General features: G+C 68.8%; 16 protein-coding genes. 12 read left to right on the forward strand and 4 right to left on the reverse strand.

The features are described from left to right. Nucleotides 1-150 precede the first annotated feature (150 nt). The 3 genes from ACFVMC_RS30070 (at nt 151) to ACFVMC_RS30080 (ending at nt 2,653) form a co-directional block, all read left to right on the forward strand. Nucleotides 151-804: a DUF6285 domain-containing protein gene (locus tag ACFVMC_RS30070; protein WP_379215859.1), complete on the forward strand. Its 654-nt coding sequence runs from the start codon at nt 151-153 to the stop codon at nt 802-804. Next, nucleotides 797-2,071, forward strand: a complete 1,275-nt coding sequence (locus ACFVMC_RS30075; RefSeq protein WP_379215861.1) for a phosphotransferase family protein — start codon at nt 797-799, stop codon at nt 2,069-2,071. Before ACFVMC_RS30070 ends, ACFVMC_RS30075 begins: the two co-directional genes overlap by 8 nt. Nucleotides 2,072-2,146: 75 nt before the next feature. Next, complete coding sequence (locus ACFVMC_RS30080) at nt 2,147-2,653, forward strand: DUF4442 domain-containing protein (RefSeq protein WP_379215863.1); 507 nt, start codon at nt 2,147-2,149, stop codon at nt 2,651-2,653. On the opposite strand, the gene ACFVMC_RS30085 is transcribed toward ACFVMC_RS30080, so the two are convergent. Beyond that, a complete protein-coding gene (locus ACFVMC_RS30085) occupies nt 2,622-3,230 on the reverse strand; it encodes a hypothetical protein (protein WP_379215864.1) in 609 nt (202 codons plus the stop codon). The two genes, ACFVMC_RS30080 and ACFVMC_RS30085, sit on opposite strands and share 32 nt — an antisense overlap. A 139-nt stretch (nt 3,231-3,369) precedes the next feature. Here ACFVMC_RS30085 and ACFVMC_RS30090 point away from each other — a divergent pair, with 139 nt between their 5' ends. Then, nucleotides 3,370-3,921, forward strand: a complete 552-nt coding sequence (locus ACFVMC_RS30090; RefSeq protein ID WP_379215866.1) for a dihydrofolate reductase family protein — start codon at nt 3,370-3,372, stop codon at nt 3,919-3,921. A 148-nt stretch (nt 3,922-4,069) separates the two neighbouring features. Here ACFVMC_RS30090 and ACFVMC_RS30095 read toward each other — a convergent pair whose 3' ends face one another. The 3 genes from ACFVMC_RS30095 to ACFVMC_RS30105 all read right to left on the reverse strand — a co-directional run bounded on the left by ACFVMC_RS30095 (nt 4,070) and on the right by ACFVMC_RS30105 (nt 6,541). Continuing rightward, a complete protein-coding gene (locus ACFVMC_RS30095; protein WP_379215868.1) occupies nt 4,070-5,107 on the reverse strand; it encodes an AraC family transcriptional regulator in 1,038 nt (345 codons plus the stop codon). Nucleotides 5,108-5,293: 186 nt separating this feature from the next. After that, entirely contained in the window at nt 5,294-5,941 is a 648-nt protein-coding gene (locus tag ACFVMC_RS30100) for a TetR/AcrR family transcriptional regulator (RefSeq protein WP_379215869.1), read from the reverse strand. A 3-nt stretch (nt 5,942-5,944) separates the two neighbouring features. Further along, entirely contained in the window at nt 5,945-6,541 is a 597-nt protein-coding gene (locus ACFVMC_RS30105) for a TetR/AcrR family transcriptional regulator (protein WP_379215871.1), read from the reverse strand. A 274-nt stretch (nt 6,542-6,815) separates the two neighbouring features. On the opposite strand from ACFVMC_RS30105, the gene ACFVMC_RS30110 reads away from it, so the two are divergent. From ACFVMC_RS30110 to ACFVMC_RS30145, 8 genes are read left to right on the forward strand one after another with little or no spacing between them, the layout of a single operon-like run. Next, nucleotides 6,816-7,613, forward strand: a complete 798-nt coding sequence (locus ACFVMC_RS30110; RefSeq protein WP_379215873.1) for an ABC transporter permease — start codon at nt 6,816-6,818, stop codon at nt 7,611-7,613. Then, nucleotides 7,613-8,479 carry an ABC transporter permease gene (locus ACFVMC_RS30115; protein ID WP_379215875.1) on the forward strand — a complete coding sequence of 289 codons (867 nt, stop codon included), beginning with the start codon at nt 7,613-7,615 and terminating at the stop codon, nt 8,477-8,479. Before ACFVMC_RS30110 ends, ACFVMC_RS30115 begins: the two co-directional genes overlap by 1 nt. A gap of 4 nt (nt 8,480-8,483) precedes the next feature. After that, on the forward strand, nt 8,484-9,512 hold the full coding sequence (locus ACFVMC_RS30120) for an MlaD family protein (protein ID WP_379215877.1): 1,029 nt from the start codon (nt 8,484-8,486) through the stop codon (nt 9,510-9,512). Next, nucleotides 9,509-10,531 (forward strand): MCE family protein, encoded by a 1,023-nt coding sequence (locus tag ACFVMC_RS30125; protein WP_379215879.1) that lies wholly within the window; start codon nt 9,509-9,511, stop codon nt 10,529-10,531. The genes ACFVMC_RS30120 and ACFVMC_RS30125 overlap by 4 nt, the downstream gene beginning before the upstream one ends. Then, nucleotides 10,519-11,535, forward strand: a complete 1,017-nt coding sequence (locus ACFVMC_RS30130) for an MlaD family protein (protein WP_379215880.1) — start codon at nt 10,519-10,521, stop codon at nt 11,533-11,535. The genes ACFVMC_RS30125 and ACFVMC_RS30130 overlap by 13 nt, the downstream gene beginning before the upstream one ends. A 1-nt stretch (nt 11,536) precedes the next feature. Beyond that, entirely contained in the window at nt 11,537-12,622 is a 1,086-nt protein-coding gene (locus ACFVMC_RS30135) for an MlaD family protein (RefSeq protein WP_379215882.1), read from the forward strand. Then, nucleotides 12,619-13,650 carry an MlaD family protein gene (locus ACFVMC_RS30140; RefSeq protein WP_379215884.1) on the forward strand — a complete coding sequence of 344 codons (1,032 nt, stop codon included), beginning with the start codon at nt 12,619-12,621 and terminating at the stop codon, nt 13,648-13,650. Before ACFVMC_RS30135 ends, ACFVMC_RS30140 begins: the two co-directional genes overlap by 4 nt. Beyond that, nucleotides 13,647-14,627 carry an MlaD family protein gene (locus ACFVMC_RS30145; RefSeq protein ID WP_379215886.1) on the forward strand — a complete coding sequence of 327 codons (981 nt, stop codon included), beginning with the start codon at nt 13,647-13,649 and terminating at the stop codon, nt 14,625-14,627. The genes ACFVMC_RS30140 and ACFVMC_RS30145 overlap by 4 nt, the downstream gene beginning before the upstream one ends. The last annotated feature ends 16 nt before the right edge of the window (nt 14,628-14,643 follow it).

Here is a 14,643-nt window from a genome sequence, read left to right on the forward strand (position 1 = left end):
TTCACGGAATCGGCGGCGACCGCAATACGGCTCGGCGCCTGCACGACTCGGTACGCGAACTTTCCCACCGGGTCCGCGATTCGCACCCCATCCTGCCGCCGCACCTCTACCGTAGGCAGCGCCGCGGTCCCCAGCCGAACAGGAGGGCGCATGCCGCAGGATCTGCCCACCGCCGACGAGCTCGTCGACGTGGTCGCCGCGCATCTCGCCGAGCAGGTTCGCACCGGGCCACCGAGTGTGCGCCGATGGGAATCCTGGGCAGTAGCCGCAATCCTGCGACGAGCGCGCGGACTGCCGATCGGTCGGGTCGCGGCACTGCACGCCCTCGCGGACCACCTGTCGAATCGTGCGGTCACCGTGCCGGGTGGGGCGGTCTCCACGCCGGACCGGACAGCCATCGAGCCGGACGAGTCGGCCCCTACGCAGGCCGGGACACTCCCCGCGCGGTACACAACCGTCGCTGCGCCGGACGATGCGGTTGCCGAGCGCACCGCAACCGCCGCCGACCTGCTGCGGATCGCCGCGCGCGAATTCGACATGGGCGCCGGAATCCGACGCGCAGACCAGTACCGGCTGCGTCGCCTGCTCGACAGCGACCGCTCCTACAGCGAGCCGAAAACATCACGGGCACAACGCCTTCTCGACAGCGACAGGTCCTACGCCGACCTCGAAGCAGCATTGGTACGACGCCTCCGCGACCCCGCCCCCATCCCCGACTGGGAGCGCACCCTCGCCTACCTTCGCGCCTCCGCCGCCGAACGCCTGCGCATCACCAACCCCGGATACGCGCGGGGCAATGCCTGAAATATCGGCCGCCCCAGGCGAACTCGTCCTCGAACTTCTCCGACGCGCGCTCCCGGGTCCGCCGACGATCCTCGACCTCCGTTGCGCCGACGACACCTCCCGCGAGACCTGGACCTTCGACACCCTCGACACCACCGGCAACCGCCACCCACTCGCCCTGCGCCGCAACCGCGCCCGTACCCCCGACATGCTCGTCGGGCGCGCTGACGCGCTCACTGCCACAGGCGAATACGCTCTGCTGCGCTACCTGCACGCGAGGGGTATCCCGGTCCCCCGGCCGGTAGCCGCATCCGGTTCCCCGGCCGAGGCCGAACTCGACTGTGATCAGCGGGCGCCCGGATCCGATAGCGATCGCAGAACCACCGCGATCAAGCCCGGATCCGACAATGAACCCAGCACTGCCACCACCAGGCCAGGATCCGACAGCATACCCAGCACTGCCGCCGACGGGCCCGGCATCGACGGCGACCCGGCGCAGGCCGCACCCTCAGGCGAGCAGCGCGGTACAGCACGGCACACCGACTCATCCCGCGAGGCAGCTGCGTCGTCCGCCTGCGACCGGAACATCGACGACTACTACATAGCGGAACGGGTCGAGGGCGAAGCTCGGCCCGCGGCACTCGTTCACGACCCCCGATTCGACACGGTGCGTCCGCATCTGGTGCGGCAACTCGGAGCGACGTTGGCGCGCATACATTCCGGCACCGCCGCCGATCTTCGGTTTCTGCCGCACCGCTCACCGACCGCTCAACTCGATCTGGTCCGCGATCTGCTCGATATCGGCGGTGCACCGCGCCCCGCCCTGGAAGCCGGGCTGCGTTGGTGCCGTGATCGACTGCCGCAACTCGGCGCGCGCCCGATACGCTTGGTACACGGCGACTTTCGCATCGGAAACTTCGCTGTCGGTCCCGACGGCCTGCGTGCGGTCCTGCACTGGGACCACGCCCATCTCGGCGACCCCGCCCTCGATCTGGCGAACGCCTGCCTCCGAATCCGGCGCGGTGGCGCCGACGATCGAGAATGCGGCGGCCTCGGCACCCGCCACGACTTCCTTTCCGCCTACCAGGCCGCCGGCGGACCCCCGATCGACGAACCCGCCATCCACTTCGCCGAGGTCCTCACCTCCCTTCGCACCGCGGGCGTCTTCCTCAGCCGCACCATCGATTTCCGGTTCGGCACGGACCACTCGCTCGACGCCGCCGCCGATGGACGCCGCATCGCCGAAATCGAATACGACCTCTTGGCCCTGCTCGACCGAGAACCCTGACCCCCGAGTCGATTCGGTCACCCACTCCCGGTAGCGTCGAACCAGGTCAGGCCACCGGCCGGGCGGGGAGGGAGCATGTTGTCCAAGCGAAGCGCATTGATCCGAAAGGTGCTCACGCCGAACACCTTCCGAATCGGGATGAGCCTGTACCCGCCGTTCCTTTTCGCCGGTGTGCGCGTCGAACACGTCGCGCCCGACTGGACTGCCGTCCGGGTCCGCCACCGGGTCAGCTGGTGGAACGGCAATCACAACGGCGCGGCCTTCGGCGGAACACTGTCGGCCATGACCGATCCGTTCTTCGGGCTACTGGCCCTGCGACAGCTCGGGTCGGGGTATGTCGTCTGGAACACCTCGGCGAGCATCCAGTTCCGCAACGCCGGTCGCGGCAGCGTCACCGCCACCATGCGGCTCACCACGGCCGAAACCGCCGCGATTCGAGACGCGACCGCCGACGGCGGCAAGTCACTCACGACGCACTCCACCGAGATCATCGCGAGCGACGGGTCCGTCGTGGCCGTCGCCGAACAGCAGCTCTACGTGCGGGCACGGCCTAGTCGGTATCGGTCTGGCACAGCAGAGTGATCTGGGCGGTGGCCTTGTCGACCAGGATCCAGGTGTTGTCGCCGAAACCGTAGAAGAAGTCCGACCAGGCTACGCGGGTGCGATAGAGCAGGAATTCGTCGTAGCGGTCGCCGATCAGGTCGGCGGCGAAGGCGGCGCCGAGGCGTTTGGCGTCGATCGGCCGACCCTCGAACTTGTGGTAGCAACCGCCCGCCCAGAGCAGCGCGGCGATGTCACCGTCGAAGGTGAAGGCGCCACCGGGCGGCCAGGCTATCCCGAGATCGTCGGGCAGCTGCCGGGGCACCGACATCACCGAGCGCACGGTCGGCGAACCAAGGAAATGCGGGAAGAAACCATACTCGTCCAGGCGGTTGCGCGCGGCGAACCACCGTGCCACCCAATCGTCGTCGCACGCGCGGAACGACGCCATGACGATGAACTCCTCGGCGAACAGCCGCCGGAGCTCGGTGAGCGTCGCTTCGATGCCCGGGCCGCTCAGTGCGATCCGCTCGTAACGCAGCAGGTCCCGCGAGCGGGCGATTTCGCTTGCCCCAGGTAGTTTTCGGCTCCAGTCGATCTCCAGCCAGCATGTCGTCATCGGGCGAGGGTAACCACGGTCGCCACCCCCCACCACAGGTTTTGTCGCGCTCGGGCGGCGCGTGGCACCGGGTTGCGGATGTCGTCGAGATTCCTGGTCGGTACCGATGAGTTTCGAGCGCGCGGGAGGTCTACTCGTTATGAGGAATCTGATCTACACCTATGGCGTATCGCTGGACGGCTATATCAACGACCGAAACGGCGGCATCGACTGGACGGTGCCCGATGACGAATTGCACCAGTTCCACAACGACCGCTACCGCGATATCGAGATCGCCCTGCACGGCCGCCGCATGTACGAGCTGATGGCCGAGGCGTGGCCCAACGTCGCCCCCGACGCGACGCCCGTCGAACGCGAATTCGGCGAGCTCTGGACGAAGAAACCCAAGGTCGTCTTCTCCCGCACCCTCTCCGAGGTGCGGTGGAACAGCACTCTGGTCAGCGAGAACGCGGTCGAGGCGATCCGCGAACTCAAGTCCGGCGGCGACGGCACCATGGAAATCGGTGGCGCGAACCTCGCGTCCTCGGTCATCCCGCACAACCTCATCGACGAATACCACCTCTTCCTCTCGCCGATCCTCCTCGGCGGCGGCACTCCCCTGTTCCCGCCGCTCAGCCACAACATCCCGCTCCGCCTGGCCGAAACCAAACACTTCAGCAACGTGATACTGCTCCGCTACGTCGCCGCCTGACGCGCGCGGCCCCTCCACAGCCTTCTTGAAATCAGGGTTTGTACTCGCGTGCTACTGGTGGCCTCCTACATATTTGAATGCGCATATCTACAGACTGGGATGAACTACGCTCGGCGCGCAAGCGGGCCCCTGGCGACATGGGTTTGCGTCAGACCAGGACCGGGATCCGATGTCCCATCGCCCGAGCCCGGTACTCCTGAGGCGGGCACTGGTTCCAGCGCCGGAAAGCACGAATGAAGGAAGCGGCTTCGGCGTAGCCGAGCCGAGCGGCGATCTGCTCGGTCGTCAGATCGGTGTGGGTGAGCAGCTCCTCCGCGAGAACCTGACGGACCTCGTCGAGCAGGGCCCGAAAGGACGTCCCTTCCTCACTGAGGCGGCGCGACAAGGTCCGAGCGCTCATGAAAAGGGCGGTGGCGACGGCTGATTGGTCGGGAATCTCCCCCGGGTTGCGTATCAGCAGGTCGCGAACGGCGCCGCCGACCCCACTGCGGGCCCGGTGACTCGCGAGCAGTTCGCGACAGAGCCGGTGGCAGACACCGCGGGCGCGCTCCGTGGCCCGCGGTAGCGCGGCATCGAGCACGGCGGCGTCGAAGACGACCGCGTCGGCGACCGCGCCGAAGACCGGTTCGACACCGAAAACGGTGCGATAGCGCGCGGTGTCGGCCGGTGCCGCATGCCGGAAGCTGACCCGGCGCACCGGCGTCGAGACGGCGAACAAATCTCGCCCGATACCGTGGATTCCGGCGAGCACCCGTTCGGTGAGAAACGCCCGCACCTCGCCGGGTAATTCGTTGCCGTCCACCAGGAATCGGGTTTCGCCGTCGCGTTCGGTGCCGACCAGCCGCCCGAAGGCGAACCCCGGATCCAGGTGCCGCAGCGCCACATCGAGTAGTTCCCGTGGGGTCCGGCTGGACAGCAGCGCCAGACCCCACGGCCCGTCGAGCGACATCCGCTGGCGCTCAGCGGCTTCCACCCCGAGCCCGGATTCCGCGCCGCAGCGGGCGAGCAGATTGCGGATCACTCGAACCTGTTGACGCGCGGAGATCGTGGCGTCTGGGTCAATTGCCGTGCCGTACCCGATCGTGGTGCCCGCCAGGCATTCCGCGGCGGTCATCCCCCGCTCTTCGGCGAGCCGGATCAAGACGTGGACGCTCGCGGTGCCGCGCGGGTTATCCCAGTCGAACATAGCGTGAAGATCCTCTAAGCCACAGTGTTGTTTGGCGAAATGTATCAATCGACCAGGGGGTCTGCGCCCGAATACCGAAAGATTGTTACTCGCCATAACGGCCGGGTATCGCAACTGGCGATCACCGACAATCGGTTGATCTCGGCCGCCACCAGCCGGTCGACAACGTCTGGGACGGTCTGCCGCTCAGTCCGATTCGCCGAGTACCAACTCGATCGCCGCGAGAATCCGCCGCACCCCGAATTCGCGCGGATCGTCGAGAACGCGCCGCGCCAACGTTTGCAGGCAGCCCTGCACGATCTCGACGAGCACGTCCGGATCCACCGCGTCGGCGTCCGCCCCGGGCGGCAGGTCCGCCAGCCACTCCCCGAGCAGCCGCCGGAGCGGGTCGCGGAACTCGTTGCGCGCCTTTCGAATATGGTCACGCAGCAACGGGGGCACCCCGTCGATCGGGAAGTAGACCAGCCGCCACGTGTCCGGCATGGTGCCCACATCATCGAGGAATCGCCGGAGCGCGTCGATCAGCACTTCCCGTGGCGCGGCTCCGGATTCGCGCTCCCCACGCAGTGCCCGGGCGACCGCCGCCCGCATGGCGGCGGTTTCACGTTCGATCAGCGCGGCCAGCAGCTCGTCGCGATTGCCGAACGAGTCGTAGACCACCGGCCGGGTCACACCGCCGTGCTCGGCGACCGCGGCCATGGTCACCTCGGCGAATCCCCGGCTCGCGACAATACGCAGCGCGGTGTCGAGCAGCTGTTCCCGGCGCTCGGCGGGCAGCAGCCGCTTGGCGTAGCGGCGGCGCGGCGGCGCCGGTTCGACAGGCAGTCCGGCCATGGCTCAACCGATTCCGACGCTGCTGGCCACGAGCGCACGCCGGACCAGCCATCGCATGGTGCCCGCGACGGCGTCACGCCGGTCTCGGCCGCCCTCGGCCAGCACCAGGCGTGCCGCCGTCTCCGACGCGCTGATCACCGTGTAGCTGAACAGCTCGGTATCGATCTCGGCCCGCGCCGACGCCGCGACCAGGCCCAGCATCGCTTCGGTACGGACCCGCAGCGCCGCGCGGCCACCGGCGACGCGCCCGTAGACCGCGCGCGGCATCCCCTCCCCCGGCATGAGGACGAACCGCCAGGTGGCGGGGGCGGCGAGCACGATATCGAGGAAGAGCTCGGCGGCGCGCAGCGCGACCGCGGTCGGGTCGGCGCCGGGTTCGAATTCGGGGATGGCCGCGGCCGCCATGAGCAGAGCGCGTTCCTCCTCGCGATCGAGCAGCGCGTCGAAAAGGGTGTCGCGGTCGGCGAATTCGGCGTAGACGGCGGGGCGGGTGAGCCCGGCGGCGCGGGCGATGGCGTGCATACTGGCACCGGCGTAGCCGTCCCGCACGATCAGTTCGCGTGCCGAGTCGAGGATGTGCTCGCGTCGCGTGGACGGCACTCGCTCCTCCATCATGGTCGGCCGCTTTCTCGAGATCCTCGGTTCGCTGGACTCGGCCGCGCCAGTCTACGCACCCCGGCCCGCACCCTTGGCGCACAGCCGGGGAGATGCCGAATTCTATGGTGTCTCTTCCATTTTCGACTCGAAATTGACGTCGTTGTTTTACGGTGATGCGGCTGGCCTCGAGAGGCTATGGACGCGGTGCGAGGGAGGATCCATGGACGGTGCCCGGACAGCTCCCGACGATCACGGTTCATCCACCATCCTGCGGATCATGCGCGAAAATATCACCGGCACAGCCATTTCCAGTGTCCGGACGTTCGGTCGCGCGGTCGATCTCGGCCTGGAGTCGGTGCGCGGCGGCGTCGCCGAGGCGATCGGGATGCGCTTCCAATGGCACGAAATGCTGCGCCAGGCCTGGTATCTGGTCACCGTCACCGCGATTCCGGCGATCCTGATGGCCGTGCCGTTCGGCGTCGTCGTCTCGGTGCAGGTCGGCAATCTCATCCACCAGCTCGGGGCCGACTCCATGATCGGGGCCGCGGGCGGGCTCGGGGTGATCCAGCAGGGCGCGCCGATCGCGACCGGCCTGCTGCTCGGCGGTGCGGGAGCGTCGGCCATCGCCGCCGATCTGGGCGCGCGCACGGTCCGCGAGGAGATCGACGCGCTGCGCACCATGGGTATCTCGCCGGTGCACCGGCTGGTGATCCCGCGGATGGCGGCCATGCTGCTGGTGGCGCCGCTGCTGAATATCCTCATCGTCTTCGTGGGCGTGGTCTCCGGGTACGCGGTGGCGATCAGCACCCAGAACGTGACACCGGGCAGCTACTGGGCGACCTTCGGCTCGTTCGCGGTGCTGGCCGATGTGTGGATCTCGCTCGGCAAGGCCATGCTGTTCGGGTTCCTGGTCGTGATCGTGGCCTGCCAGCGCGGGCTCGAGGCCAAGGGCGGCCCGCGCGGGGTCGCCGACGGAGTGAACGCGGCGGTGGTGATCTCGGTGGCCGCGATCATCCTGGTCAATCTCGTGATCACCCAGGTGGTCACCATGTTCCTGCCGCTGCGGGTGGCCTGATGACGGCGACTCCGTACTCCCCCCGGGGCCTGCGCTGGGTGTATCGCCTCGCGCGCCGACCGGATCGACTACTGAAGCCGGTGGAGCACACCGGATTCGTACTGGGTTTCGTCGGCCAGGCCCTGTGGGCGATTCCCTCGACGCTGAAGCGGTATCGCGCCCAGACCATGCGCACCATCACCGATATGACCTGGGGCCGCGGCTCGATCATCGTCGGCGGCGGGACCGTGCCGATGCTGATCGTGCTCGGTATCGCCATGGGCGCGGGCGTGGGCATCCAGTCCTTCGCCGCCCTGGACCTGCTCGGCCTCGGCCCGGTCACCGGCGTGGTGTCGGCCTTCGCCAATACCCGGGAGCTCGCGCCGATCGCGGCCGCCGTCGGGTTCGCCGCGCAGGCCGGCTGCCGGATGACGGCCGAGATCGGCTCCATGCGTATCTCCGAGGAGATCGATGCCATCGAATCCCTGGGCCTGCGCTCGATTCCGTTCGTGGTGACCACCCGGGTGATCGCCGGCGCGGTCGCCATCGTGCCCACTTTCCTGATCGCGCTGATCCTGTCCTATCTGGCCTGTCAGACGGTCATCGTGGCGCTGCACGGTGCGGCGGGCGGGGTCTACGACCACTATTTCTTCCAGTTCACCAGTGGTTACGACATCCTCGCCGCGGTCGTGAAGATCCTGGTCTTCGGCATTGCGGTCATCCTGATCCATTGCTACTACGGCTTTTTCGCCGCGGGCGGGCCCGAGGGTGTGGGTATCGCCTCGGGCCGCGCGGTGCGGGCCAGCTTCGTCGCGATCATCGCCTTGGACATGGTGCTCACCATCGCTTTGTGGGGCATCGATTCCGCGATCGAATTCCCGGGGTGAGCCGATGCCGAACCACACGATTCCCGGCGTGAGCATGGACCGGCGCGGCGCGCGCGTGGTGGGCGCGCTCGCGCTGGTCGTGGCCGCACTCGCCACGCTCGCCGTGCGCGCCGGACTCGACGACTCCCCGGCGGGCGTGCTGCGCGTGCACCTGCGCACCGAACAGGTCGGTCAGGGCGTGATCGCAGGGACCCGGGTCCGCCTGGACGGGGTCATGGTCGGGGCGGTCGCCGCCGTCGAACCGGTCGATCAGGGCCGTCAGCTGATCACGCTGGAGCTCGACCAGGGGCAAACCGGCTCGCTCACCGATACTTTGAGCGTCGACTACGCCCCGGAGAACCTGTTCGGGGTCAGCGCCGTCACCCTGCGCTCCGCCACGGGTGGTGCACCCCTGCGCGACGGCACGGTGGTCGATCTGTCCGGCCACAACGCGAGCCGGGTCACCGACACCACCATGGGTGAGCTGCTGCGCGCGCTCACCCAGACCTCCACCGACGTGCTCACCGGGCGGCTGAGCGATTTGATCCACCGTTTCGGCAGCCAATTGCGGTCCTTCACACCGCTTTTCGAGGCCATCGTCGCGCTGGGCACGGCGGTAGCCGACACCCAGCGCTACCCGTCGGACTACCTGCTCGAGCAGTACGCGGCCTTCTTCGGCGGCGCGGGCGATTTCGCCGGGGCCACCCTGCGGCTGGTCGACGCCGTCGTGAACATCGATGTCTTCCGCACCGACCGGCCCCGCTACGACGCCACCATCGCGATGGTCACCGAGGGCGCCTTCCCCGCCATCGGCCGCCTCGGCACGGCGGCGCGCCAGGCGCTCGACGGCTATGCCGCGGCGTCGACGCCCGTGCTGGCCGCGGTGGCGGCGACGGTGCCGAACCCCCGGCGCTCCCAGGCCGAGATGGACGAACTCGTCGATCGGCTGCACCGCCTGTTCAGCACGACTCCCGACGGGCCCGCCCTCGACGTCGAGGTGAGCTTGGGCGCGATGCCCGGCGTGGCCGTGCCACTGCTCGGAGGGCGCCGATGAACACCCTGTCACCGCGCGCGATCCTGCTCCGCCTCACCCTGTTCACCTCGGCGGTCCTGGCGCTGCTGCTGCTCGTGGTGAATGCCATCACCCGCCCCGTCGACGGCGAAACCACTACCTACACAGCAGAATTCACCGATGCGTCGGGCCTGAAGACAGGCGATGACGTGCGCATGTTCGGAGTCGGCGTCGGCAAAGTCACCGGCATCGCGCTGCGCGGCGCGCACGCGTCGGTGCGCTTCACCCTCGACGACCGCCGACCCGTCTACGACACCAGCGTGTTCGCCATCCGGTACCAAACCCTCACCGGCCAGCGGTATGTCGATATCCGCCAGCCCGATCGTCCCGGCACTCCGCTTCCGCGCGGCGCCGCCATCGACGTGGCGCACACGGTGCCGTCCTTCGACATCACCCAGTTGTTCAACGGCTTGCGGCCGGTGCTCCAGGAGTTCTCCCCCGGCGCGCTCAACCAGTTCACCACCAGCGTGCTCGCGGTGATCGAGGGCAACGGCTCCGGGATCGGCCCGGCCCTGGACGCGTTGGAGAAGCTCAGTCGCTACACCACCGATCGGCAGGCGGTGATCGCCACCATCGTGGCGAATCTGCACGCCATCTCGGGTCAGATCGGCGGCAGGTCACCGCATCTGGTGACGCTGCTACGCGGCATCGCCGAGGTGATCACGGCGTTCCGCGCGAAACTCGACGGGCTGATCGACTTCGCCGCGGTCGCCCCGACCGCACTCGGCCCGCTGAACCGGCTGCTGGACACCCTCGGCTTCACCGAGCGGCGCAATCCCGATGTCTATCGCGATCTGCTGCTGCTGTTCCCCGATCCCGGCGCCGCCGCCGACGCGGTCGGCAAGCTGCCCGGACTGCTCCAGGCGCTGAGCGCCCTGCTGCCCCCGGCGCAAGCCGGTCCCGGAGCGGTCGCGCTGACCTGTTCCAGAGGCAAGGCCGAACTGCCGCAAGTCCTTTCGGTGTTGGTTGGCGGACAGCGGGTGGCGATATGCAACGGCTGACGCTGCTCGAACGGCTACTGCCGCACACTCCCGACCGGCACGAGGCCGCCGCACAGCGCCGCGAGTTCCGCCTCGGCGTGCTCGGTACGGCGTTCGTGGCCATGCTCCTGGTGGCCACCGCGGTCATCTACGCGGTGCCACTGGGCAAGTCCACCTACACCGCGGAACTCACCGAGGCGCAGTCGATTCGCGAGGGCGCGCAGGTGCGGGTCGCCGGGATCACTGTCGGCTCGGTGACCGACCTCGAGCTGCTGCCGGACCGGGTGCGGATGCGTTTCACCGTGGATCGGGAGGTGTTCCTCGGTGCGGACACCAGCCTGGAGATCCGCATGCTCACCGCGGTCGGCGGGCACTATCTCGCGCTGCTGCCGGCCGGCACGCGGGCGCTGGGCACCACGGTGATACCTCCCGAGCGAGTACGCCTGCCCTACAGCCTGGTGCAGACGATGCAGGACGCCGCCACGCCTCTCGCCCAGGTCGACGGTGAGACGCTGCGCGCCGATCTCGCCGCCATCCAGTCCGCGCTGCGCGAGAGCCCGGACGCGCTGCGCCGAATAGGTTCGGCGGCACAGAGTTTCGTCACCATTCTGCAACGGCAGAATCAGGACGTGTCCCGCGCGCTGACGGTGCTGGACGAGTACCTCACCGTGGTGAACGCCAACAAGTCCCTGCTCGGCACCTTCGTGCGGGAACTCGGCCTGCTCCTGACCATCGGCCTGAGCAAACGCGGTGAGATCGATGTGGCTCTGACCATCACCGCGCAACTGCTCTCCCGGATCGCCGCGCTGGAACCCGCCCACCGCGACGTACTGCGGCCCGTGATCGCCAAGCTGCGCGAGTTGCTGCCGCGGTTGCACGAGCTGAGCGCCCAGCTCGACGCCGCCCTGCCCGCCTGGCGCGAGCTACGCGAAAGACTCGTTGCCGCAACCGGTTCCGAGGAGGGGCTGGTCATCGACCACTCCCCGCTGACGGTGTGCGTGCCGGTTCCCGGACGGGGCTGCTGACATGCTGAAGCGGATAGCCGGCGCCCCGGGGTTCGTCAGTGTCGCGGGCGCGCTCGCGCTCGCGGCGCTCACCGTCCTCGCCTACCTGATCGTGTTCGATCCGGTACGCAAGACCGTCGGTTACTGCGCGCTGCTGCCCGATGCGGTGGGCCTCTATCCGGGCAACCACGTCACGATGCGCGGCATCCCGGTCGGCACGGTCGACAGCGTGCGGCCCGAGGGCATCGGGGTGCGGGTCGAATTCCGGATCGAGGCCGAACGGGTGCTGTACGGCGAGGTCACCGCGACCACGGTCGCGGACAGTCTCGTCGCCGACCGCGACCTCGCCGTGCTCGGCGAGGCCGGCTCCACGGCGGCCTGGGATCCGCGCCACTGCGTGCGCAAGACCTTCACCCCGAAGAGCATCAGCGCTACGCTACAGAGCTTTTCGCGGCTCGCCGAGCAGCTCAACGGGGTCACCGTGCCGGGCGAGCGGACCCGGATCCAGGACGGTGTGCTGGCCCTCGCCGACGCGACGGCCGGCACCGGGCCCGCACTGAACAGATTGATCAAGGACCTCGGCCAGGCGCTGCGGGCGCCCGACGCCGCCGTCGGCCATCTCGGCGCGCTGCTCGATTCGTACGCGGACCTGATCAACAGCATCGCGCTGAACTGGGACGACATCACCGCGACGCTGGCCAGGACCGGCGCCGGGATCGCCTTCATCAATCAGCTGTGGAACACCATGGTGCAGTTGATCGATTCGCTGCTGGTCATCCTGCCGTGGTTCAACGATCTGGCGCGGGAATGGGGGCGAGAGCTGCTGGGGGCGCTGGACGGCGCGCTGCCCGGATTGCGGCTGCTGGCCGCCAACGCGGGGACGCTACAGCAGATCCTCACCATGATCCCGCCGATCGTGGACTCGTTCACCCAGGTACTCGACCCGGTCACCGGCCGACCGCGGCTGACCTACGCGCCGCCGCGAGTCGCCCTACCGCCCGCGCAGTCCGAGCAGATCTGCGCGGCGATCGGCACGCTGGCGCCTGGCCGCTGTCACACCGGCGCGAGCCTGCTGCCACTACTGCTCGGATCGGCGGGTAACCGATGAAACGCACTGTCGGAGTGTTGCTTTCGATCATCGTCGGGCTCAGCGGCTGCGGTTTCGACCCCGCTCGGGTCCCCGTTCCCGGTGCGAGTGTCGCCGGGCCGACCTATCCGGTGCGCATCGAACTGGCCAACGCGCTCAATCTGCCCGCTCAGGCCAAGGTCGTAGCAAACGGCGCCCAGATCGGCAGCCTGCGCGAGGTACAGGTGATCGATCCGGCGCCGGACCGGCCGGGGCAGGTCGAGGCGATCGTCGACATCCGGGAGTCCGTGCGGCTGCCCGTCGAGACCACAGTGCAGCTGCGGCAGAACACCATCCTCGGCGATATCTTCATCGGGCTCACCACGCCCGCACACGGTTTCGATCGCACCATCGCGCCGGGCGGCACCATCCCCCTGGAGCGAACCCGGCCCGCGCTCCAGATCGAGGACCTGCTCGCGGGCATGTCCACCTTCGTCGGCGGCGGGGCCGTGCAGCAGGTACAGGACATGATCAACCGGATGAACCGCGTGCTGCCCGAACGACCGGCCGACACCGCGCGCATCGCCGACGTGCTCGGCCGCGACGCCCAGGATCTCGCGGGCAATCTCGATTCGGTGGACCGGTTCCTCGCCACGGTCGAGCAGAACCTCGGCGTGGTCCTGCACCATCCCCGCGAGCTCGGCGAGATACTCAGCGCGCGTGGAGCGGTCGAGATCCCGGCCGACGCCAGGTCGCTGGTACTCACACTCGGCGTCGTCGGCGGACTCGGCATCGTCGGGCATGCGGTGGCCTGGCTGGGACCACTACTGGAGGCGGGCGACGCAACCGCCAAAGCTCTTGTCCCCCTCCTCTTCACGAACCGGCCGCTGGATCTGGACGCGCCGTCGAATCTGAATCGGCTGGTGGCACTGTTGCGGGACACGATCATTCCGTTCACCCAGGATCCCCGGCTGAATATCGGCCTGGTCGATGCCGGTGGCGCGGTGCCCACCGACGAGCAGGTCGCGGCGATCATCGGCGCGCTCACCATGATCGGGGTGGTTCGATGAGCACCCGGCCGGTCGGCTCGCTGCCCTCGCTCGCCGCCATCGGCGCGATCCTGGTACTGGGTGTCACCTACCTCGCGGTCGGCGTGGTCGAAGTCGACTGGTTCGCCGAACGCCGCACCGCCACCCTGGTGGTCCCCGACTCCGGCGGGCTGCTGCCGCGGTCGAAGGTGCTGCTGTCCGGCATCGAGATCGGGCGGGTCGACACCGTGCGGCACACCGGCGCGGCGGTCGAGGTCGCGTTCGGCTACGACGCCGCCTATCAGCTGCCCGAGACCAGCGCCGTGCGGATCGAAGCGCTGTCCGGACTCGGGGAGCCCTATATCGAATTCCGGCCCGAGCGCTCCGGCGGACCGTACCTGCGGGACGGGCAGCGCATCGATGCCGCCGCGGTCAGCCCGCCGATCTCGATTCCGGAGGTGGCGCGGGCGGCGACCGAGCTACTGCGGCAGGTGGATCCACGGGCCCTGAGCGCCATCGTCGACAATTTCACCGTCGCGCTGGAGGGCACCGAGGCCGTCGTCCCACAGCTGTCGCGGGCCACCGACCTGCTCGCCTCGACCCTGCTCAGCCGCACCGACCTGATCCGCCGCATGCTGCTCGACATGCAGGCCCACGCGGAGCGAATGGCCTGGGCCGGTGGGGAACTCGCGTCCGCGTCACCGGACTGGGCCGATTTCGGCCCGCGGGTCGTCGCCGTCGCCGACGCCATCGCGCGGGTGGTCCACACCGGCGACACGCCCGGCGACTACCTCACCGATACACCCGAGGTCACCGGACTGGTCCCGCTGCTCGATCGCCTGGCGGCGGCTGTCATGCGTCTCGAACCCGAATTACGAGCGCTACTCCCGGTATTCGAGCCACTTCTGGCCCAGCTGCCCGGGACGATCACCCGGATCGATCTGGGCGGGCTCATCACACAGGCGCTACACGCAACCACCCCCGACGGTGCGATCCGATTGCAGATCGGGGTCCGATAGCGCGGGACGGTTCGGC

Source organism: Nocardia sp. NPDC127579 (genome assembly GCF_042672005.1).
Classification (GTDB): domain Bacteria; phylum Actinomycetota; class Actinomycetes; order Mycobacteriales; family Mycobacteriaceae; genus Nocardia.

What these genes read in the sequence shown, in the direction of transcription:
- ACFVMC_RS30070 (WP_379215859.1), top strand. Translation starts at nt 151, where the DNA reads ATGCCGCAGGATCTGCCCACCGCCGACGAGCTCGTCGACGTGGTCGCC.
- ACFVMC_RS30075 (WP_379215861.1), top strand. Translation starts at nt 797, where the DNA reads ATGCCTGAAATATCGGCCGCCCCAGGCGAACTCGTCCTCGAACTTCTC.
- ACFVMC_RS30080 (WP_379215863.1), top strand. Translation starts at nt 2,147, where the DNA reads ATGTTGTCCAAGCGAAGCGCATTGATCCGAAAGGTGCTCACGCCGAAC.
- ACFVMC_RS30085 (WP_379215864.1), bottom strand. Translation starts at nt 3,230, where the DNA reads ATGACGACATGCTGGCTGGAGATCGACTGGAGCCGAAAACTACCTGGG.
- ACFVMC_RS30090 (WP_379215866.1), top strand. Translation starts at nt 3,370, where the DNA reads ATGAGGAATCTGATCTACACCTATGGCGTATCGCTGGACGGCTATATC.
- ACFVMC_RS30095 (WP_379215868.1), bottom strand. Translation starts at nt 5,107, where the DNA reads ATGTTCGACTGGGATAACCCGCGCGGCACCGCGAGCGTCCACGTCTTG.
- ACFVMC_RS30100 (WP_379215869.1), bottom strand. Translation starts at nt 5,941, where the DNA reads ATGGCCGGACTGCCTGTCGAACCGGCGCCGCCGCGCCGCCGCTACGCC.
- ACFVMC_RS30110 (WP_379215873.1), top strand. Translation starts at nt 6,816, where the DNA reads ATGCGCGAAAATATCACCGGCACAGCCATTTCCAGTGTCCGGACGTTC.
- ACFVMC_RS30115 (WP_379215875.1), top strand. Translation starts at nt 7,613, where the DNA reads ATGACGGCGACTCCGTACTCCCCCCGGGGCCTGCGCTGGGTGTATCGC.
- ACFVMC_RS30120 (WP_379215877.1), top strand. Translation starts at nt 8,484, where the DNA reads ATGCCGAACCACACGATTCCCGGCGTGAGCATGGACCGGCGCGGCGCG.
- ACFVMC_RS30125 (WP_379215879.1), top strand. Translation starts at nt 9,509, where the DNA reads ATGAACACCCTGTCACCGCGCGCGATCCTGCTCCGCCTCACCCTGTTC.
- ACFVMC_RS30130 (WP_379215880.1), top strand. Translation starts at nt 10,519, where the DNA reads ATGCAACGGCTGACGCTGCTCGAACGGCTACTGCCGCACACTCCCGAC.
- ACFVMC_RS30135 (WP_379215882.1), top strand. Translation starts at nt 11,537, where the DNA reads ATGCTGAAGCGGATAGCCGGCGCCCCGGGGTTCGTCAGTGTCGCGGGC.
- ACFVMC_RS30140 (WP_379215884.1), top strand. Translation starts at nt 12,619, where the DNA reads ATGAAACGCACTGTCGGAGTGTTGCTTTCGATCATCGTCGGGCTCAGC.
- ACFVMC_RS30145 (WP_379215886.1), top strand. Translation starts at nt 13,647, where the DNA reads ATGAGCACCCGGCCGGTCGGCTCGCTGCCCTCGCTCGCCGCCATCGGC.